Raw genomic sequence first — 20466 nt, forward strand, 5'->3', positions numbered from 1 at the left:
GCCCCGACCGCGACCCGTGTGCACGCGGGCCATGAAACCTCGTATGGTCATGTGCGTGTTGGAGGAGATGCGGATACGGTCGCTCGGAGTCATCGACGACGCGGTGGTGGAGCTGTCACCCGGTTTCACCGCGGTGACCGGTGAGACCGGCGCGGGCAAGACCATGGTCGTCACCAGCCTGGGGCTGCTGCTCGGCGGACGCGCCGATCCCGCCCTGGTGCGGATCGGTGCCAAGGCCGCAGTCGTCGAGGGCCGGATCACGGTGGCCGAGGGCGACGCGGCGGCGCTGCGGGCCGAGGAGGCCGGGGCCGAGATCGAGGACGGTGCGCTGCTCATCAGCCGTACCGTTTCCGCGGAAGGGCGCTCCCGGGCCCATCTCGGCGGCAGATCCGTGCCGGTGGGTGTGCTGGCCGAACTCGCCGACGAACTCGTCGCCGTGCACGGCCAGACCGACCAGCAGGGGCTGCTCAAGCCCGCCCGGCAGCGGCAGGCCCTGGACCGGTACGCGGGCGAAGGCGTCGCCGTGCCCCACACCAAGTACGCGGCGGCCTACCGGCGGCTGCGCGAGGTCGCGGGTGAACTCGACGAGCTGACCACCCGGGCCCGTGAGCGGGCCCAGGAAGCCGATCTGCTGCGCTTCGGGCTGAACGAGATCGCCGCGGTCGAACCGCTGCCCGGCGAGGACACCGAGCTCGCCGCCGAGGCGCAGCGCCTCGGCCATGCCGACGCGCTCGCCTCCGCCGCCGCCCTCGCGCACACCGCGCTGGCGGGCAACCCCGAGGACCAGGAGGCCGTCGACGCGACCACCGTCGTCGCGGCCGCCCGGCAGGCCCTGGACGGGGTGCGCGCCCACGACCCGGCGCTCGCCGCGCTCGCCGACCGGGTCGGTGAGATCTCCATCCTGCTCGCCGACGTCTCGGGCGAACTGTCCGGGTACGCCGACCAGCTGGACTCCGATCCGCTGCGGCTCGCCGCGGTCGAGGAACGCCGGGCCGCGCTCACCGGTCTCACCCGCAAGTACGGCGTGGACATCGCCGCCGTGCTGGCCTGGGCCGAGGACGGGGTGGCCCGGCTGACCGAGCTGGAGGGCGACGACGACCGGATCGGCGAGCTGACCGCGGAGCGGGACGCGCTGCGCGCCGAACTCTCCGGACTCGGCCAGACGTTGACCGACGCCCGTACGGAGGCTGCCGCGCTCTTCGCCGAAGCGGTGACCGCGGAACTGGCCTCCCTCGCCATGCCGCACGCCCGCGTCTCCTTCGACATCCGGCAGACCGAGGCGGCCGACGAGGCCTCCGGCATCGAGATCGGCGGCCGCAACGTGGCCTACGGGCCGTCCGGCGCCGACGAGGTCGAACTCCTGCTGGCCCCGCACCCCGGAGCCCAGCCCCGCCCGATCGCCAAGGGGGCCTCGGGCGGTGAACTGTCCCGGGTGATGCTCGCCGTCGAGGTGGTCTTCGCCGGCTCGGACCCCGTACCCACCTATCTCTTCGACGAGGTCGACGCGGGTGTCGGCGGCAAGGCGGCCGTCGAGGTCGGCCGCCGGCTCGCGAAGCTCGCCAGGTCGGCCCAGGTCGTGGTCGTCACCCACCTGCCCCAGGTCGCCGCGTTCGCCGACCGTCAGCTGCTGGTCGAGAAGACCGTGGACGGCTCGGTGACCAGGAGCGGCGTCACGGTCCTGGAGGGCGAGGACCGGGTACGGGAGCTTTCGCGGATGCTCGCGGGCCAGGAGGACTCCGAGACGGCCCGGGCGCACGCGGAGGAACTGCTGGCCACGGCGCGGGCCGACGGGTAGGGCTCCGTACGGGCGGGATCCCGGCGTCCGGATTCCCAGGGATTTCACCCGTGCGGGTGGTGCGCCGCGCCCGGTTTGTCGCGGTGCGCACCGGCGTACGGGTTCGGTCGTGCCGGAACGTGCGTACGGACTGGCATCCTTGGCGGTGTACGTACGGCCGCGGGTGAGGCCGTCACGCCCGAATCGGGAGCCCCGGGAGCCATTCAACGTGTCACAGCTGCGTACGGTCCAAGTGCTGGGCGGCGGCAGTGCGGGCAGCAGCGCCCATGTCGGTTCGCTGGCCGCCGGACTTGTCGCGCGAGGCGTGCAGGTCACCGTCTGCGCTCCGGCCGGACTGGACCGTTCCTTCGAATTCTCCGCCACGGGCGCCCGGTTCACGCCCGTGCCGCGGCGCAGTGACCCCGCAGCCGTCGCCGCGCTGCGGGCCGCCTGCACGGGTGCCGACGTCGTGCACGCGCACGGACTGCACGCCGCCGTGCGGGCCGCCCTGGCGCTCGGCGGCCGGCAGGTACCGCTCGTCGTCACCTGGCACACCAGGACCCACGCCGAGGGCGCGCGCCGACGGCTGGTCCACCTGCTGGAGCGGAGAGCCGCCCGCGCGGCGTCGGTGGTGCTCGGCGCGTCGTCCGACCTGGTCGACCGGGCCCGGCGCCGGGGTGCGCGCGACGCCCGCCTCGCGCCCGTCGCGGTACCCCTACCGCGGCTTCCCGCGCCGGCGCCCGACGGAAAGGTGCGCGCCGAACTCGGGGCGGTGGAGCGGCCCTTGATCATGGCGGTGGGCAGTCTCGTACCGCATCACGGGTACGGCACGCTGCTCGACGCGGCACGGATGTGGCGGCGGCTCGACCCCGTACCCCTGCTGGTCGTCGCGGGCGAGGGACGGGAGCGGGCCGCGCTGCGGCGCCGGATCAAGGCCGAGGACCTGCCCGTCTCACTGATCGGCAGCCGCACCGACATCCCCGAACTCCTGGCCGCTGCCGACCTGGTCGTGATGTCCAGTCGCTGGGAGGCGCGGTCGCTGCTGGCCCAGGAGGCGTTGCGGATCGGTGTGCCGCTGGTCGCCACCGCTGTCGGCGGCGTACCCGAACTCGTGGGCGACGCGGCTGAACTCGTGCCGTACGCGAACGCGGAGGCGCTCGCCCGGGCCGTGGCCCGCCTGCTCGGCGATCCGGCGGAACGGGACAGGCTGGCGGCCGCCGGCCTCCGGCAGGCGGCGAGTTGGCCGACCGAGGACGACACGATCGCCCAAGTGCTCAGCGTGTACGACGAGTTGGTTCAGCCGCTGGCAACGGCCCGTACCCGCTGAGGGCGCCGGTCACGTCGCGTGGCGGCGGGCGCGCAGGGCCAGGCTCAGCGCCAGGACGGCCTGCGGGTCGTCGAGATCGGTGCCGAGCAGCTCACCGATGCGGGCCAGCCGGTTGTACAGCGTCTGACGGTTCAGATGCAGCTCACGTGCCGTCTCCGCCTTGCGGCCCGCGTGGGCCAGATACGTCTCCAGCGTGGGCAGCAGCGGCGGGCGCGAGGTGCGGTCGTGATCGCGCAGCGGGCCGATCGCCCGGTCGACGAACGCCGCCAGGTCCGGATGGTCCCGCAGCCGCCACAGCAGCAGATCGATGTCGAGACGCCGGGCGTCGTACCAGGGCCGGTCGCTGAGCCCCTGTGCCGCCGTCGCCGTCTCCGCCGCGTGCCGCAGCCCCGCCCCGGCCACCGCCCAGCCGCCCGCCACCCCGACCACCACGACGGGAGGATGGGAACCCGCCCGCTCCAGACCGGCCCGCTCCACCCCGGCCCGCAGCGCCGCGGCGACCCGGTCGGCCACCGCCGTACGTTCCGTCTCCGTGCGCAGCCCCAGCAGCAGCGGCACCCGGCCCTCCACCGGCCGCACGCCGAGCAGCACCGGCACACCGACCGAGGACAGCTCCTCCAGCACCGCGCGCGCCAGCAGGGCCCAGTTGCCGGAGGGCGAGAGCTCCGGAGCCAGCCGCATCACCACCGGCAGCAGCGGCATCTCGCCCGGCCTGAAGCCCAGTACGCGGGCCTGCGCCGGCGCGTCCTCGGGGGCGATCCGGCCCTCCGCGAGATCGGTGAGGAAGTCACCCCGGCCGCGCGCCGCGAGCTCCTCCTCCTGACGGGCCTGCATCAGCACCACCGCGAGGATGCCCGCCGCCCGCTCCGCCGCCATCCGGTGCACCGGCAGCAACGGCCCGTCCACCGCCAGCAGGACCAGTCTGGCCCGTACCGAACCGGTCCCCGGACCACCGCCCGGCACATCCACGAGCACCGCGCCGACCGGCGGCGACTGGCGGGCCGCACGGTCGCCGCGCATCCCGTCCCACACCTGCAGCGGATCGGCGGAGACCGGGCCCGACTCGGTGCCCGCCGCGTAGACCAGCTGGCCGTCCGGCGTCTCCAGGAAGACCGGATTGGCCGTGAAATCCGCCAGGATGCCGAGCACCTGGGGTACCCCGCCGCCACCGAGCAGCGCCTGGGTGCAGCGCCGGTGGACCTCCTCGGCCTGCTGGAGGAGCGCGTAGTGACCGTTGACGATCTCGGTGTGGATCTCCTCCGTCACCGTCACGAACGGCACCTCGCGATGCAGCTGGACCAGCGGCAGCCCGGCCGCGCGGGCGGCGTCCACGATCGACGACGGCAGCCTGCTGAAGCGGGGGCCGAGCTCCACCACGAGGGCGGCGATGCCGCGGTCGGCGAGCCGGCGGACGAACGCGCGCTGCTCGGCGGGGCGGGTGCCGAGCCCCAGACCGGTGGTGAGGAGCAGCTCACCGCCCTTGAGCAGCGACGCGATGTTGGGGACCTCGCCCGCGTGCACCCAGCGCACGGTGCGGCCCAGCCGCTCCGCCCCGGTCACCACCTCGGGCAGTCCGCTGCGCAGCCCCGGCAGCTCGAGGGCACGCTGCACGGTGATGCCGCCTCGGGTCTCCACTGACTCTGGCCTCGCGCTTCACGTCGGTCGGACCGGGCGGCGGCACGGTCGCGGTCGCCCTGGTCAGGAAGGTACCGGCCCTGAGCTCCGGAGGCTTCGTCGGGGCGGTACGCCGTTGACAGGGCCGTCACCCGCTGCGATCTTGAAAATTCCGACACGCGGACGAGGGCGAGGAAGCATGGGCGACGAGGCGCCGGCCTACGGGGACCGGGCCGGTCACGGTTCTGGAGCGGGCCGCCCGGGCGTCCCGCCGCACGAGGACCCTCCGCCCGGCCCGCTCGTCGGCGTTGACTGGCTCGCCGGGCGGCTCGGGTCGCCGGGGCTGCTGATCCTCGACGCCTCGGTCGGCGCGCACCGGGGGACCGCGGAGCGGATCGTGGGGGCGCGGCCGTTCGACCTCGACGGCGCGCTCTCCGACCACACGGGGCCGCTGCCGCACACCATGCCCGATGCCGGGCCGTTCACCGAGGAGCTGCGCTCCCTGGGCCTCAACGACGGCGACACGGTCGTGGTCTACGACGCGGTGGGCATCTACTCCAGCGCCCGGGCCTGGTGGATGCTCCGGGCGATGGGCTTCGACCGGGCCGCGGTGCTCGACGGGGGGCTGCCCGGCTGGGTGGCCGCCGGACTGCCGACGGAGAGCGGAGCGCCCGCGGCGCTCCCGGAGCGCGGTGACTTCACGGCTGTCCCGGGCGCGGGACTGCTCGTGGGCGCCGAGGAGGTGGCGGCCGCCCTCTCCGATCCGGCGTCCGCCGTGTTCGACGCCCGGTCCCGGGAGCGCTTTCGCGGCAGTGCCCCCGAGCCGCGCGCGGGCCTGCGGGGCGGCCATATGCCGGGGTCGGTCAACCTGCCCTTCGGTGAGATCCAGCACGAGGGCCGAATGCGTCCGCCGGCGGAGCTGCGGGCCGCGTTCACCGCTCTGGCGCAGGACCGGGAGCGGCTGCTCTTCAGCTGCGGATCGGGTGTCACCGCCTGTGTCCTGACGCTGGGCGCCGCGCTGGCCGGGTACCGCGACCTGGCGGTGTACGACGGCTCCTGGAGCGAATGGGGTCTGCCCTCGGGGAACCGCCCGGTCGTGACGGGCCCCGGGGCGGAGGCCTGCTGACGAAGGCACCGGGGCGTCGGTCGCGCATCGCACGCCTGCCGGTGGACGACCCGCGGCAGTGGCCCCACGACCGCACCGCCGGCTCCTACCGGGCGGGCTCCGGCCTGCCGTGCAGCAGCCGCCCGCTGACCAGCACCACCCAGGCCCCGACGGTCAGCAGCCCGCCGGCGAGGAAGGTGCCCCGCACGCCGGCGAGCGGCAGGATCAGTCCCCCGAGCGCGGCGCCGGCCGCGATACCGGCGTTGTACGAGCCCGAGTTCGCCGCGAGGGCCATGTCCGTGCGGCCCGGTGCGCAGTGCAGCATCGCGTTCTGGGTGGTCATGAACACCGGCCCCAGCGCACTGCCCATCAGCACCAGGAACACCACTGCCACCACCGGACGGGCACCAGCCGCGTACAGACCGAGCATGCCCACCGCCTGCGTGGCGACGGCGGCGGTCAGCGATGCCTGCGGAAAGCGGTCCAGGAGCGCTCCGGTGACGCTCACCCCGGCCAGACACGCGACACCGAAGGCCACGAGCAGGGCGCTGACCGCGCTCGGCGAGAACCCACTCACGCCTCCCAGGAACCTCACGACGTACGTGTATCCCGTGAACGCCCCGGTGGCGGACAGGGCCACGGCCGCCAGCACCGTCGCGAACCGGCGGGCGTCGGGTCGGGTTCCGTAGGCGGCGTGTTCCTCTTCCGGACGCGATGTCGGAAGCAGAGCGGCGATCGTGACGAGAGAGACGAGCCCCAGACCCGCCAGGAGAGCGACCGGCACCTGCCAGCCGCTCTGACGGCCCAGCCAGGTCCCGGCGGGAACACCGAGCACGAGAGCCAGCGAACCGGCGATGGACAGCGCCCCGACCACACGCCCGCGAACCGCGGGCGAGAACAGGCCCACCGCGGCCGGCCCCATCACGGCCCAGAACAGTGCCTGGGCGAGCGCGGTCAGCAGCCGCGCCGCGAGCAGCAGCCAGTACGAGTTCGCCAGCGCCGCGACCAGACTGGACACGACCAGCGCGGCCAGCAGTCCCGTGAGCACATGGCGTCGGGGCAGAGCCCGCACGGCGTGGGCGAGCGGCACGGACGAAACGGCCACCGTCACGCCGTAACCGGTGACCAGGAGACCGACAGCCGACAGGGACACCCGGAGGCTTTCGGAGATGAGTTCGAGGAGACCGATCGGCAGGTTCTCCGCCGTGTTGAAGGTGAACGCGGCCAGCATCAGGGCAATGAGCACCGCTGATCTGTGCCAGGGAGCCGGTCGCGTGGTGACCACACGGTCACTGCCCGGCCTCGCCCGTCGCTCCTGCTCCTCGGTACCGTCCACAGGAGTACCCCACCGGGCCGAACGGCTCCGCCGCAACCGAATTCACCGTCCGGCCGGGAAGGCGGGGGCTCCAGGGGAGCTGTGCCGACCCGGCCGGATCCGCGGTGCCTCAGCCCACGTACGCCCCGCTCGCCGTCAGCCGCAGCGCCGTGTCGATCAGCGGCACGTGGCTGAACGCCTGCGGGAAGTTGCCCACCTGGCGCTGGAGCCGCGCGTCCCACTCCTCGGCCAGCAGGCCCAGGTCGTTGCGCAGGGACAGCAGACGCTCGAAGAGCTGGCGGGCCTCGTCGACCCGGCCGATCATCGCCAGGTCGTCCGCCAGCCAGAACGAACACGCCAGGAACGCGCCCTCGTCGCCCTCCAGGCCGTCCACGCCCGCGTTCTCGCCCGAGGTCGGGTAGCGCAGCACGAAGCCGTCCTCGGTGGACAGCTCGCGCTGGATCGCCTCGATGGTGCCGATGACGCGCTTGTCGTCGGGCGGAAGGAAGCCCATCTGCGGGATCAGCAGCAAGGAGGCGTCCAGCTCCTTCGACCCGTAGGACTGGGTGAAGGTGTTGCGCTCCTTGTCGTAGCCCCGCTCGCAGACGTCCCGGTGGATGTCGTCGCGCAGCTCGCGCCACTTCTCCAGCGGCCCGTCCGTGTCGCCGGACTCGATCAGCTTGATGGTCCGGTCGACCGCGACCCAGGCCATCACCTTGGAGTGCACGAAATGCCGGCGCGGACCGCGCACCTCCCAGATGCCCTCGTCCGGTTCGTCCCAGTGCTTCTCCAGGTACTCGATCAGCTTGAGCTGGAGACCGGTCGCGTAGTCGTTGCGGGTCAGGCCGGTCATGTGCGCCAGGTGCAGCGCCTCGGTGACCTCGCCGTACACATCCAGCTGGAGCTGGCCCGCGGCGCCGTTGCCGACGCGGACCGGGCCGGAGTTCTCGTACCCGGGCAGCCACTCCAGCTCGGCCTCGCCCAGCTCGCGCTCGCCCGCGATCCCGTACATGATCTGCAGGTTCTCGGGGTCGCCCGCCACCGCTCGCAGCAGCCATTCGCGCCAGGCGCGGGCCTCCTCGCGGTAGCCGGTGCGCAGCAGCGAGGAGAGGGTGATCGCGGCGTCGCGCAGCCAGGTGTAGCGGTAGTCCCAGTTGCGGGAGCCGCCGATGTCCTCCGGCAGGGAGGTGGTCGGCGCGGCGACGATGCCGCCGGTCGGCGCGTACGTCAGGGCCTTCAGGGTGATCAGCGAGCGGACCACGGCCTCGCGGTAGGGGCCGTGGTACGTGCACTGCTCCACCCAGTCGCGCCAGAAGTCCGCGGTGGCCTCAAGGGAGCCCTCCGGGTCCGGGAGCGCGGGCGGCTCGCGGTGCGAGGGCTGCCAGCTGATGGTGAACGCGATCCGGTCACCCGGAGCGACGGTGAAGTCGGAGTACGTCGTCAGGTTCTCGCCGTACGTCTCCGCGGGGGTGTCGTACCAGACCGAGTCGGGGCCCGCGACGGCGACCGTACGGCCGTCCACCTTGTGCACCCAGGGGGTGACGCGCCCGTAGCTGAACCGCATCCGCAGCTCCGAGCGCATCGGCACCCGGCCGCTGATTCCCTCCACGATCCGGATCAGCTGGGGCGCGCCGTCGCGCGGCGGCATGAAGTCGGTCACTCTGACCGTGCCGCGCGGCGTGTCCCATTCCGATTCCAGGATCAGTGAGTCCCCGCGATAGCGGCGACGGTCCGCCGACGGCGGTTCCGTGCCCTCCGCGCGGGCCGGTCCCAGGCGCCAGAAGCCGTGCTCCTCGGTGCCCAGCAGTCCCGCGAAGACGGCGTGTGAATCGAAGCGGGGCAGGCACAGCCAGTCGGCCGTGCCGTCCCGGCAGACCAGGGCGGCGGTCTGCATGTCTCCGATGAGTGCGTAATCCTCGATGCGCCCGGCCACGTGCATCTCCAGTCGAACGGCCATGTCGCCCCGTGGGGCGCTTACTGCGGGTCAAGAGGTCGTTGCAAGGGGTTGATGTGGGGGAACCTGCGAGCTCGTACCTCGCCCGGAGCGAGTGTCCGAGCAGGATACGACGCACCCGGGTGATCCGCGCGACGCTCTTGACAACAAGGATGAGCCGAACGGGTGGGGTGTGAGGGACGTGCGGGGATTCCGTGACCCGGGTGTGCCGGGAGTGGCCGGAAGCAGGCTCCCCCCGTCGCTGTTACCCTGGTAGCCCGTGGACCGGTGGTCGTCCGCAACAGCAGACGAGGCCCCCGAACCGCAGCGACGGCACCTCCGGATTCTCCGGACGGGAACGCCGGTACGCACCTCACGATCGCGACCACGGGAGCCCCCTTTGGCTATGCAGCCCACATCCACGACGACCAAGCACATCTTCGTCACCGGGGGTGTCGCCTCTTCCCTCGGCAAGGGTCTGACTGCCTCCAGCCTCGGTGCCCTGCTCAAGGCGCGCGGCCTTCGGGTCACCATGCAGAAGCTCGACCCGTACCTGAACGTCGACCCGGGCACGATGAACCCGTTCCAGCACGGCGAGGTGTTCGTCACCAACGACGGCGCCGAGACCGACCTGGACATCGGCCACTACGAGCGCTTCCTGGACGTGGACCTCGACGGTTCCGCCAACGTCACCACCGGCCAGGTCTACTCGACGGTCATCGCCAAGGAGCGGCGCGGCGAGTACCTCGGTGACACCGTGCAGGTCATCCCGCACATCACCAACGAGATCAAGCACCGCATCCGCCGCATGGCCACCGACGACGTCGACGTCGTCATCACCGAGGTCGGCGGCACGGTCGGCGACATCGAGTCGCTGCCGTTCCTGGAGACCGTCCGCCAGGTTCGCCACGAGGTGGGCCGGGACAACGTCTTCGTCGTGCACATCTCGCTGCTGCCCTACATCGGCCCGTCCGGCGAGCTCAAGACCAAGCCCACCCAGCACTCGGTCGCCGCCCTGCGCAACATCGGTATCCAGCCGGACGCCATCGTGCTCCGCGCCGACCGTGACGTACCGACCGCCATCAAGCGCAAGATCTCGCTGATGTGCGACGTCGACGAGGCCGCCGTGGTGGCCTGCCCCGACGCCAAGTCGATCTACGACATCCCGAAGGTCCTGCACTCCGAGGGCCTGGACGCCTACGTCGTGCGCAAGCTCGACCTGCCGTTCCGCGACGTCGACTGGACCACCTGGGGCGATCTGCTGGACCGCGTCCACAACCCCGACCACGAGGTCACCGTCGCCCTGGTCGGCAAGTACATCGACCTGCCCGACGCCTACCTCTCGGTCACCGAGGCCATCCGGGCCGGCGGCTTCGCCAACAAGGCCCGCGTCAAGGTCAAGTGGGTCGCCTCCGACGACTGCAAGACCCCGGCCGGTGCCAAGAAGCAGCTCGGCGACGTCGACGCCGTCTGCATCCCCGGCGGCTTCGGCGAGCGCGGTGTCATCGGCAAGGTCGGCGCGATCCAGTACGCCCGTGAGAACAAGGTGCCGCTCCTCGGCCTCTGCCTGGGCCTGCAGTGCATCGTGATCGAGGCGGCGCGCAACCTCGCCGAGATCCCCGACGCCAACTCCACCGAGTTCGACGCCGCCACCGCCCACCCCGTCATCTCGACGATGGAGGAGCAGCTGGCGTACGTCGAGGGCGCGGGCGACCTGGGCGGCACCATGCGCCTGGGCCTGTACCCGGCGAAGCTCGCCGAGGGCTCGCTGGTCCGTGAGGCCTACGACGACCAGCCGTACGTGGACGAGCGCCACCGTCACCGCTACGAGGTCAACAACTCCTACCGCGCCGAGCTGGAGAAGAAGGCCGGTCTGGTCTTCTCCGGCACCTCCCCGGACAACAAGCTCGTCGAGTACGTCGAGTACCCGCGCGAGGTCCACCCCTACCTGGTCGCCACCCAGGCGCACCCGGAGCTGCGCTCCCGCCCGACCCGCCCGCACCCGCTCTTCGCGGGCCTGGTGAAGGCGGCCGTCGCACGCAAGACGGGCGCCAAGCCGGTTAAGTAGCGGCATCCCCGCAGGCGTTACGGTTGACCGGGGTACGCATCCTTCGAGGACGCGTACCCCGGTCACTGTTTTTTGTGGGAGGACGTAGATGGGTTTCCAGGACACGCCCGAGGAATGGCCGGTCACCGCGACCGAGACTCCGTTCCGGGGCAACAAGACCAGCGTCCGCACCGACGACGTCGAGATGCCCGACGGCACGATCGCGCGCCGCGACTACCAGGTCCACCCCGGCTCGGTCGCCGTGCTCGCGCTCGACGACGAGGACCGCGTCCTCGTGCTGCGCCAGTACCGGCACCCGGTGCGCCACAAGCTGTGGGAGATTCCGGCCGGTCTCCTCGACGTCCCCGGCGAGAACCCGCTGCACGCCGCGCAGCGCGAGCTCTACGAGGAGGCGTACGTCAAGGCCGAGGACTGGCGGGTGCTGACCGACGTCTACACGACGCCCGGCGGCTGCGACGAAGCCGTACGCATCTTCCTCGCCCGGAACATCTCCGAGGCGGACGGGGAGCGCTTCGCCGTCTCCGAGGAGGAGGCCGACATGGAGCTGGCCCGGGTGCCGCTCCAGGACCTGGTGCGGGGTGCCCTCGCCGGGGACCTGCACAACAACTGCCTCGTGGTGGGGGCGCTCGCACTCGCGGCGACGCTCGCGGGCGACGGGGCCGACTCGCTGCGTCCCGCCGAGGCGCCCTGGCCCGCCCGGCCGTTCGAGGCCTGACGGTCCGTCGGGAGCAGCGGGGCGGCGCCCGGCGCACCTCCGGCCGCTACCTCTTCGCATCCCCCGATCGGAAAAGATGCTGATCCGATCGGGGGACCTCCCCGCCGCGCTCCACCCGATTCGCCCACCCGCCTGAACTACGCTCGGAACGCCCTGACCGGAGTCCCGGCGGGCGACGCGTGCAGCGAAGTGGAGCGTGGCCCGTGACGGATCAGGCGGTGGACACCAGCGGCCCGGCCGAGGCAGCGGGGACCGAGGAGCCGGCCGCCGTCGAACCACCCCGATTCTTCGGCCGCGAGCGCGAGTTGAAGGAACTGCGGGCCGATATCGAACGGGCCGGGCTGGACACCATGGCCGGTCGCAAGAGCGGCCGGGCCCGGGTCCTGCTGATCGCCGGGCGCCCTGGATCCGGCCGTACCGCACTGGCGGACGAACTCGCCCGCAGGCTGCTCGCCGCGGGCGACTACCCCGACGGGATGATCCGCGTCCGGCTCACCGAGCCCGGCGGCAGCGCCGTCCCCACCGAACGTGCCGCGCGCGAACTCCTGCGCGGACTGGGCGTGGCCGGCCCCCCCGGCGCGGACGCGGACGAACTGTCCGAGATGGTCCGCGAGGCGCTCGCCGTACGCCGTGTCCTGCTCCTGCTCGACGACGCCCCCGACGCCGAACAGGTCGACCCGCTGCTGCCGGACAACCCGGACTGTCTTGTCATCGCCACCGCGCAGGGCCCGCTGACCGGGATCCCCGGCGTCCGGCCCTGCACCCTCGGCGGGCTGGACGCGGGCTCCGCCGTCGAGCTGCTGGCCGGGGCGATCGGACAGGTCCGGATCACCGTCGACCCGCTGACGGCCGAGACCCTGGCGGAGGAGTGCGGCGGGCAGCCCGCCGCACTCGTCATGATCGGCGGCTGGCTGGCCACCCGTCCGACGGCCTCGGTCGCCGATGTCACCAAACAGCTGCGGGATCTGCCGGACGACACCGAGCAGTCCGCCGGGACCCGCCCGCTGGCCCGTGCCTTCCGGCTGGTCCACGACTCCTTGCCGCCGACCGCCGCCCGGATACTGCGTCTGCTCTCCCTCGCTCCGGCCGGACTCGCCGACGCCCACACCGCCTCGGCGCTCGCCGGCTGTTCCGTCTCGGCCGCCCGGACCACCCTCGACGACTTCGTGCGCCTGGGGCTGCTGCGCAGCGACGGGGCCGAGCAGCCGCAGTACGAGGTGCCGGGCTGCCTCGCGGCGCTGCTGCGGGCGCTGTTGGAGGACCGGGACCGCCCGGCCGAGATCCAGCTCGCGCAGGCCCGGATGCTGGAGCGCACCGTGCGCCTGCTCCAGTCCTGCCGCGCGGTCACCGAGCCGGAGGGCTCCCCGTCCCGGCGCAAGCTCGCCGGGCTGCCGCGCTCCCTGCGGTTCCCCGGTCCCGAAGCGGCGGCCGCCTGGCTGCGGATCCGCAGGCCCGCACTGGTGGCCTCCGCCCGGATCGCCGTCGAGGACGGTGAACTCGACACCCTGGCGCGGCGGTTGGTGGCCGCACTGGTACGGGCGCTGGCCGTGCACGAAGGCACCGAGGCGGCCGCGCCCGAGCTCTACGGGCTGCACGGTCTGGTGCTGGCGGTGGCGGAGCGGCGCGATCTGCCCCGGGAGCGGGCGGCCGCCCTCCTCAACCTCGCCGATCTGGACGCCGGGACCGGCCGGACCCGTGAGGCGCTGGCCCGGTACCGGGCGGCGCTGGACGCCGGACGGGCGGCGAAGGATCCGTACGCCACCGGCCGCGCCATGGAATCCGTGGGCGGCGCCTATGCGGAGCTGGGCGACTTCCACCGGGCCTCCGACTGGTACGGCCGGGCACTGGCCCAGCGCCTCACCCAGGGCGAGCGTGCCGACGAGGCGAGGCTCTACGGGCGCCTGGGCACCGTCCACACCTACGCGGGGCGGTACGGCGAGGCGCTGCGGAACTGGCGGGCGGCGGCCGCCGGCTACCGCAGGCTCGGCGATCTGCCCGCCCACGCCCGGGCGCTCAGCGAGGTCGGCCGGGTCCAGGAGTACGCGGGCCGTCCGCAGGAGTCGCTGCAGACCTGCCGGGAGGCCGTGGAGTGGGCGCGGCAGGCCAAGGACCTGCGGCTGCAGGCCGCGCTGGAGATCCGGCTGGCCGACACCCTCGACCGCCTCGGAGACCCCGCAGCTGCGGGCCTGCACAGGGGTGCGGCCGAGCGATTGCTGGGAGAGGAGAGCGCAGCCTACGAAATCCGTAGTGCGACGACAGAAAATTAATGCTTTGTAAGGCTAGACAGCGGGAAGCCCTTCATTAGACTGGCTCTGCCGCGGGTGTTCGCGGTGTCTCCATTTACGCTGTGTCTATCCGGGTATGTATTGCTATGCCCGGATAACCCTCTGAGCCAAGGACCGTGATCGACGTGAAGGTCGGCATCCCCCGCGAAGTCAAGAACAACGAGTTCCGCGTGGCGATCACGCCTGCCGGTGTGCACGAGCTCGTCCGTCACGGCCACCAGGTCGTCGTCGAGGAGAACGCCGGGGCCGGCTCCTCCATCACGGACGAGGAGTACGTCGCCGCCGGGGCGCAGATCCTGCCCACCGCCGACGAGGTCTGGGCCACCGCGGACCTGCTGCTGAAGGTCAAGGAGCCCGTCGCCGAGGAGTACCACCGCCTCCGCAAGGACCAGACCCTCTTCACGTACCTGCACCTCGCCGCCTCCCGGGCGTGCACGGACGCGCTGCTGGAGTCCGGCACCACCGCCATCGCCTACGAGACCGTCGAGACCGCGAACCGCGCGCTGCCGCTGCTCGCCCCGATGTCCGAGGTCGCGGGCCGGCTGGCCCCGCAGGTCGGCGCGTACCACCTGATGCGTTCGGTCGGCGGCCGCGGTGTGCTGCCCGGCGGTGTCCCCGGTACCGCGGCCGGGAAGGCTGTCGTCATCGGTGGCGGCGTCTCCGGCTGGAACGCCACGCAGATCGCCGTCGGTCTCGGCTTCCACGTCACGTTGCTCGACAGGGACATCAACAAGCTCCGCGAGGCCGACAAGATCTTCGGCACCAAGGTGCAGACCGTCGTCTCCAACGCCTTCGAACTGGAGAAGGCCGTCGTCGAGGCCGACCTCGTCGTCGGTGCCGTGCTGATCCCTGGAGCGAAGGCCCCGAAGCTGGTCACCAACGAGCTCGTCGCCAAGATGAAGCCCGGAAGTGTACTTGTCGACATTGCAATTGATCAGGGTGGTTGCTTCGAGGACTCGCACCCGACGACGCACGCCGAGCCGACCTTCATGGTTCACGACTCGGTCTTCTACTGCGTCGCGAACATGCCGGGCGCGGTCCCGAACACCTCGACGTACGCCCTCACCAACGCGACGCTGCCGTACATCGTGGAGCTCGCGAACCGTGGCTGGGCCGAGGCGCTGCGCCGTGACGCCGCGCTCGCCAAGGGCCTCAACACCCATGACGGGCAGGTCGTTTACCGCGAGGTGGCCGAGGCGCACGGTCTCGACCACGTCGAACTGAGCACGCTTCTCGGCTGACGGGTCAACACCCCCCGTCAACCTCACGCGTCCGGCCGGACCTTGCCGAGCAAGGTCCGGCCGGACGCATGTCGGGCCTCGCCGGGGTCGCGCGCAACTCGTCTCGAACGTAACCCTTTAACCGATTCGTGCACCCGCGAAAGGTGCGCCCGAGGTGCTGCGCGCCCTTGACAGCGGGGTGTTCGATTGCCGACACAACGGGCCGGGTCCGGCGGATTGTGTTGCTGCGGACCGGTGACACGCCATAGAGTCGCCAATCGTCGGCATGGTGCCACGCTGACCTATCGATAAGTTTCCTGGTCACGTCCAAGGAGGTAAGACGACTTGTGAATGAGTCGACATTTACTCCCGGGGGTGTTCATCCAGGGATGCCGGCGCGGGGCCAGAGCCCGAACGGGCTGGAGGCTGTCGGCTCCGTCGCTGTCCGCACCTTCGCCACCCACCAGCACATGACGACAGCCCCCCAGATGATGGACGGCCTACACGTGAACGCCATGGCCGGCAACGAGAGTGGCCGGGACACCGCCCACTTCGCCGACTTCGACGAAGCGCCCCAGGGGCACTTCTACGACCCAGACGCCGAGTACGAGCCCGATCCGGAGTACGCGGCCACCCTCGCGCCCGACGCCGCCCGGCAGCGCCGCGAGCGGATCGGCCCGACCGGCCGGCCCCTGCCCTACTTCCCGATCCCGGGCCCGCTGACCGATCACGGCCCCGCGAAGATCATCGCGATGTGCAACCAGAAGGGCGGCGTCGGCAAGACCACGTCGACCATCAACCTGGGTGCCGCGCTCGCGGAGTACGGCCGGCGCGTCCTGCTCGTCGACTTCGACCCGCAGGGAGCCCTGTCCGTCGGCCTCGGCGTCAACCCGATGGAGCTCGACCTCACCGTCTACAACCTGCTCATGGAGCGGGGCATGGCGGCCGACGAGGTCCTCCTGAAGACCGCCGTACCCAACATGGACCTGCTGCCGAGCAACATCGACCTGTCGGCCGCCGAGGTCCAGCTGGTCAGCGAGGTCGCGCGGGAGTCCACGCTGCAGCGCGCGCTGAAGCCGCTGATGGCCGACTACGACTACATCGTGATCGACTGTCAGCCCTCGCTCGGCCTGCTCACCGTGAACGCGCTGACCGCCGCGCACAAGGTGATAGTGCCGCTCGAGTGCGAGTTCTTCGCGCTGCGCGGAGTGGCCCTGCTCACCGAGACCATCGAGAAGGTCCAGGAGCGGCTCAACCCGGACCTGGAGCTCGACGGCATCCTCGCCACCATGTACGACTCCCGTACGGTGCACAGCCGCGAGGTCCTCGCGCGCGTCGTCGAGGCCTTCGACGATCACGTGTACCACACGGTCATCGGGCGCACGGTCCGCTTCCCGGAGACCACGGTCGCCGGTGAGCCCATCACCACGTACGCCTCCAACTCGGTCGGTGCCGCCGCCTATCGCCAGCTCGCCAGGGAGGTGCTCGCCCGGTGTCACGCCGAGTGAGTCTGCCCGGGGCCGACGAACTGTTCCGTACCACCGGGGGGATGGGTCTGCAGTCCTCGTCCCCCGCGGAGCGGCGGCGCAGGGCGAACGGCGAGACCCGGGTACCGGCTCCGGCCGGCGAGGCGGATTCCGGGGACGGCACGCCGGGGGAGGGCTCCGAAGCCTCCGAGGGTGCGGCTCCCCCGTCGCAGGAGGAGCACTCCGCGGCGGACACCGACGCCGGCGGCTCGCGCAGCCGCGGTGGCGAGAACGACCGTGTCGCGGTGGCCGCACAGGCAGGCCGCCGCCCGCAGCCGCCGTCCGCGCAGGAACCGGTGCCCGCCCCCGTCGTCCAGCAGCAGCGCAGACGGGGCGGCGGACGCGGCGCGAACCGGCGGCCCAGCGGCCGGGAGCGCCACGACGAGAAGATCACGGTCTACGTCTCCGCCGAGGAGCTGATGGACCTCGAGCACGCGCGGCTCGTGCTGCGCGGCGAGCACGGCCTCGCCGTCGACCGCGGGCGGATCGTCCGTGAGGCCGTCGCCGTGGTCCTCGCGGACCTGGAGTCACGGGGCGACGCGAGCATCCTCGTCCGGCGGCTGCGCGGCCGCTGAGCGGTGCGGCGCCGGTAGCCTGCCCGCAGGGCGGCCGCCGGCCGAGCGGTGCGGCCCGTACCCGTACGGGCCGCCGCCCGCCGCCCGTGTCCCGTCGCACCCTGGATCTCCATGCCGACACCCGACCAGCCCGCCCGTGCCTCCCGCCGCCCCCTGGGTCGCGGGCCGGGCGGCGGACCCGTGCCCGGGGACGGGCCGGCAGCGCAGGACGTCGCCCCGGGGCCGGTGCCGGTAGCGGACGAGGCCCTCGCGGACGCGGTCGCGGCAGCTGACGAGGCGCCCGGAGCCGTAGAGCCCGAGCCCGATCCGGAGCCCGAGCCCGCCCCGGGCCCCGCCCCGGTTCCCGCCCCCGACGACGGGCGTTTCACCGTCCGGCTGGCGAACTTCGAGGGCCCCTTCGATCTGCTGCTCCAGCTCATCTCCAAGCACAAGCTGGATGTGACCGAGGTCGCCCTGTCCAAGGTCACCGACGAGTTCATGGCCCACATCCGGGCCATGGGGCCGGACTGGGACCTCGACCAGACCACCGAGTTCCTGGTCGTCGCCGCGACCCTCCTCGACCTGAAGGCCGCCCGGCTGCTGCCCGCCGCCGAGGTGGAGGACGAGGGCGACCTGGCGCTCCTGGAGGCCAGGGACCTGCTCTTCGCGAGGCTGCTGCAGTACCGCGCGTACAAGCGCATCGCCGAGATCTTCAGCGCCCGCCTGGAATCGGAGGGCCGGCGCTTCCCCCGTACCGTCGGGCTGGAACCGCATCACGCGCAGCTGCTGCCCGATGTCGTCATCAGCATCGGGGCCGAGGGCTTCGCCCGGCTCGCCGTGAAGGCGATGCAGCCGAAGCCCCGGCCGCAGGTCTACATCGACCACATCCACGCCCCCCTGGTCAGCGTGCGCGAACAGGCCGGGATCGTGGTGGAGCGGCTGCGCACGGCGGGGGAGATCAGCTTCCGGGAGCTGACCGAGGACGCCCCGGACACCCTGACCGTCGTCGCGCGGTTCCTCGCCCTGCTGGAGCTCTACCGGGAGAAGGCCGTCGTCCTGGACCAGGAGGAGGCGCTCGGTGAGCTCATGGTGCGCTGGGCCGGGGGAGAGGGAGCCGAACCCACCGTGACGGACGAGTTCGACCAGGAGGCACCGAACGTGCAGGACGTGCAGGATGCACAGCGGGACGTGAAGGAATGAGCGAGCAGGACATCACCGGCTCCGCCGTCGCGGACCTCGACCTCAAGCCCGCGCTGGAGGCCGTCCTCATGGTCGTCGACGAGCCCGCGACCGAGGAGCACCTGGCCAAGGTGCTGGAGCGGCCCAGGCGGGCCGTCGCCGACGCGCTGCGGGAACTGGCCGACGAGTACACCGTCCAGCGCCGCGGTTTCGACCTCAGACTCGTCGCGGGCGGCTGGCGCTTCTACACGCGCCCGGAGTACGCGCCGGCGGTCGAGGGCTTCGTCCTGGACGGGCAGCACGCCCGTCTGACGCAGGCGGCACTGGAGACCCTGGCGGTGGTCGCGTACCGCCAGCCGGTGAGCCGGTCGAGGGTCTCCGCGGTGCGCGGTGTGAACTGTGACGGGGTCATGCGGACCCTGCTGCAGAGGGGTCTGGTCGAGGAAGCGGGCGCGGAACCCGAAACAGGTGCGATCCTGTACAGGACGACGAACTACTTTCTGGAGCGAATGGGCCTGCGTGGCCTGGACGAGCTCCCGGAGCTCGCGCCCTTCCTCCCCGAGGCGGACGCGATCGAGGCTGAGACGCTAGAGGGTGTGCCGTCGTTCGATCCGGACGCACCGGACACCCCGGATACTCACGCACACGACAAGACGGAATTTTGATGCGAAGCAGTGGCAGGAACAGCGGCAGCAGCGGCGCCGGCGGCAGGAGCAGCGGCAGCAGCGGCGGCGGCAGGAGCAGCAGGAACAACACCGGTACGGGCAGGAACAGCAACCCGAACCCCCGGACCCCCGGCTCCGGGCGCGACGACAAGCAGGAGCAGCGCCCCCGCCGCCCCCGCCCCGAGGAGCGCCGCTACGACGTCGGCAACGACAAGCCGGGCGGCGACGGCGGCACCCGCAAGGGCCGCGGTGATGCCGCCCGCGGCGGTGCCAAGGGCGGTCCGAAGGCGGCGTCGGGCGGCTCCAGGGGCGGCGGCCGGCGTGCCCCGTACGGCTCCCCGGCGCGCTCGCGCGAGCTCGACGCCAAGATCGAGCAGCGCAACCGCGACAGGTACGCGGACAAGCCCGAGATCAAGACGCCCAAGACCCACCCGGGCGCCGAGCAGGAGGGCGAGCGGCTGCAGAAGATCCTCGCCCGGGCCGGCATGGGCTCGCGCCGCGCGTGCGAGGAGCTCATCGAGCAGTCCCGCGTCGAGGTGAACGGCGAGATCGTCGTCGAGCAGGGCATGCGCGTCGACGTGAACCACGACGAGATCAAGGTGGACGGGCTGACCGTCGCCACCCAGTCGTACCTCTTCTTCGCGCTGAACAAGCCGGCCGGTGTCGTCTCCTCCATGGAGGACCCGGACGGCCGTCAGTGCCTCGGCGACTACGTCACCAACCGTGAGACGCGTCTCTTCCACGTCGGCCGGCTGGACACCGAGACCGAGGGCATCATTATGCTCACCAACCACGGTGAGCTGGCCCACCGTCTCACCCACCCGAAGTACGGCGTGAAGAAGACCTACCTCGCCGCCATCCAGGGCCCGCTCCCGCGTGACCTGGGCAAGCGGCTCAAGGACGGCATCCAGCTGGAGGACGGGTACGCCCGCGCCGACCACTTCCGCGTCGTCGAGAACACCGGCAAGAACTACCTCGTCGAGGTGACCCTCCACGAGGGCCGCAAGCACATCGTCCGCCGGATGCTGGCCGAGGCCGGCTTCCCCGTCGAGCGGCTCGTGCGCACGTCGTTCGGGCCGATCCCGCTGGGCGACCAGAAGTCGGGCTGGCTGCGCCGGCTCACCAACACCGAAGTGGGCATGCTGATGCGCGAGGTCGGTCTGTAGACCACCCCGCACCCGCTCAC

General features: G+C 72.2%; 15 protein-coding genes. 12 read left to right on the plus strand and 3 right to left on the minus strand.

From position 1 onward, the window contains the following. The first annotated feature begins 49 nt into the window (after positions 1-49). Together recN and OG959_RS31080 are read left to right on the plus strand one after the other, a co-directional pair. Positions 50-1795, plus strand: a complete 1746-nt coding sequence (gene recN / locus OG959_RS31075; protein ID WP_326666723.1) for a DNA repair protein RecN — start codon at positions 50-52, stop codon at positions 1793-1795. Positions 1796-2003: 208 nt separating this feature from the next. Then, complete coding sequence (locus OG959_RS31080) at positions 2004-3101, plus strand: glycosyltransferase family 4 protein (protein ID WP_326663819.1); 1098 nt, start codon at positions 2004-2006, stop codon at positions 3099-3101. A 9-nt stretch (positions 3102-3110) separates the two neighbouring features. On the opposite strand, the gene OG959_RS31085 is transcribed toward OG959_RS31080, so the two are convergent. Beyond that, entirely contained in the window at positions 3111-4736 is a 1626-nt protein-coding gene (locus tag OG959_RS31085; RefSeq protein ID WP_326663820.1) for a PucR family transcriptional regulator, read from the minus strand. A gap of 178 nt (positions 4737-4914) precedes the next feature. Here OG959_RS31085 and OG959_RS31090 point away from each other — a divergent pair, with 178 nt between their 5' ends. Further along, positions 4915-5841, plus strand: coding sequence for a sulfurtransferase (locus tag OG959_RS31090; RefSeq protein WP_326663821.1), 927 nt, complete (start codon positions 4915-4917; stop codon positions 5839-5841). Positions 5842-5926: 85 nt separating this feature from the next. Here OG959_RS31090 and OG959_RS31095 read toward each other — a convergent pair whose 3' ends face one another. Together OG959_RS31095 and OG959_RS31100 are read right to left on the minus strand one after the other, a co-directional pair. Further along, positions 5927-7051, minus strand: coding sequence for an MFS transporter (locus tag OG959_RS31095; RefSeq protein WP_326666726.1), 1125 nt, complete (start codon positions 7049-7051; stop codon positions 5927-5929). A 214-nt stretch (positions 7052-7265) separates the two neighbouring features. Continuing rightward, positions 7266-9068, minus strand: a complete 1803-nt coding sequence (locus OG959_RS31100; protein WP_326666728.1) for a glycoside hydrolase family 15 protein — start codon at positions 9066-9068, stop codon at positions 7266-7268. Positions 9069-9474: 406 nt separating this feature from the next. On the opposite strand from OG959_RS31100, the gene OG959_RS31105 reads away from it, so the two are divergent. The 9 genes from OG959_RS31105 to OG959_RS31145 all read left to right on the plus strand — a co-directional run bounded on the left by OG959_RS31105 (position 9475) and on the right by OG959_RS31145 (position 20446). Then, on the plus strand, positions 9475-11136 hold the full coding sequence (locus tag OG959_RS31105; RefSeq protein ID WP_148016028.1) for a CTP synthase: 1662 nt from the start codon (positions 9475-9477) through the stop codon (positions 11134-11136). 88 nt (positions 11137-11224) lie between these two features. After that, positions 11225-11851 carry an NUDIX hydrolase gene (locus tag OG959_RS31110; protein WP_326663823.1) on the plus strand — a complete coding sequence of 209 codons (627 nt, stop codon included), beginning with the start codon at positions 11225-11227 and terminating at the stop codon, positions 11849-11851. A gap of 203 nt (positions 11852-12054) precedes the next feature. Continuing rightward, entirely contained in the window at positions 12055-14118 is a 2064-nt protein-coding gene (locus tag OG959_RS31115) for a tetratricopeptide repeat protein (protein ID WP_326663826.1), read from the plus strand. 143 nt (positions 14119-14261) lie between these two features. After that, the gene (gene ald / locus OG959_RS31120) at positions 14262-15377 is read left to right on the plus strand and encodes an alanine dehydrogenase (protein WP_326666730.1); all 1116 of its coding nucleotides are present in this window, start codon (positions 14262-14264) and stop codon (positions 15375-15377) included. Positions 15378-15745: 368 nt separating this feature from the next. Beyond that, entirely contained in the window at positions 15746-16864 is a 1119-nt protein-coding gene (locus OG959_RS31125) for a ParA family protein (protein WP_148016031.1), read from the plus strand. Beyond that, complete coding sequence (locus tag OG959_RS31130; protein WP_326666732.1) at positions 16861-17457, plus strand: hypothetical protein; 597 nt, start codon at positions 16861-16863, stop codon at positions 17455-17457. Before OG959_RS31125 ends, OG959_RS31130 begins: the two co-directional genes overlap by 4 nt. A gap of 111 nt (positions 17458-17568) precedes the next feature. Next, the gene (locus tag OG959_RS31135) at positions 17569-18636 is read left to right on the plus strand and encodes a segregation and condensation protein A (protein WP_326663828.1); all 1068 of its coding nucleotides are present in this window, start codon (positions 17569-17571) and stop codon (positions 18634-18636) included. Next, entirely contained in the window at positions 18633-19280 is a 648-nt protein-coding gene (gene scpB, locus OG959_RS31140; protein ID WP_326663829.1) for an SMC-Scp complex subunit ScpB, read from the plus strand. Before OG959_RS31135 ends, scpB begins: the two co-directional genes overlap by 4 nt. Further along, positions 19280-20446, plus strand: coding sequence for a pseudouridine synthase (locus OG959_RS31145; protein WP_326663831.1), 1167 nt, complete (start codon positions 19280-19282; stop codon positions 20444-20446). Before scpB ends, OG959_RS31145 begins: the two co-directional genes overlap by 1 nt. Positions 20447-20466 lie beyond the last annotated feature (20 nt).

This window comes from Streptomyces sp. NBC_00385, assembly GCF_035917155.1.
GTDB lineage: Bacteria > Actinomycetota > Actinomycetes > Streptomycetales > Streptomycetaceae > Streptomyces > Streptomyces poriferorum.

Bases quoted from the DNA above. Each gene is read 5' to 3' on its own strand.
- scpB (WP_326663829.1), top strand. From the start codon at position 18,633: ATGAGCGAGCAGGACATCACCGGCTCCGCCGTCGCGGACCTCGACCTC.
- OG959_RS31145 (WP_326663831.1), top strand. From the start codon at position 19,280: ATGCGAAGCAGTGGCAGGAACAGCGGCAGCAGCGGCGCCGGCGGCAGG.
- recN (WP_326666723.1), top strand. From the start codon at position 50: ATGTGCGTGTTGGAGGAGATGCGGATACGGTCGCTCGGAGTCATCGAC.
- OG959_RS31095 (WP_326666726.1), bottom strand. From the start codon at position 7,051: ATGCTGGCCGCGTTCACCTTCAACACGGCGGAGAACCTGCCGATCGGT.
- OG959_RS31105 (WP_148016028.1), top strand. From the start codon at position 9,475: ATGCAGCCCACATCCACGACGACCAAGCACATCTTCGTCACCGGGGGT.
- OG959_RS31135 (WP_326663828.1), top strand. From the start codon at position 17,569: ATGCCGACACCCGACCAGCCCGCCCGTGCCTCCCGCCGCCCCCTGGGT.
- OG959_RS31090 (WP_326663821.1), top strand. From the start codon at position 4,915: ATGGGCGACGAGGCGCCGGCCTACGGGGACCGGGCCGGTCACGGTTCT.
- OG959_RS31125 (WP_148016031.1), top strand. From the start codon at position 15,746: ATGCCGGCGCGGGGCCAGAGCCCGAACGGGCTGGAGGCTGTCGGCTCC.
- OG959_RS31110 (WP_326663823.1), top strand. From the start codon at position 11,225: ATGGGTTTCCAGGACACGCCCGAGGAATGGCCGGTCACCGCGACCGAG.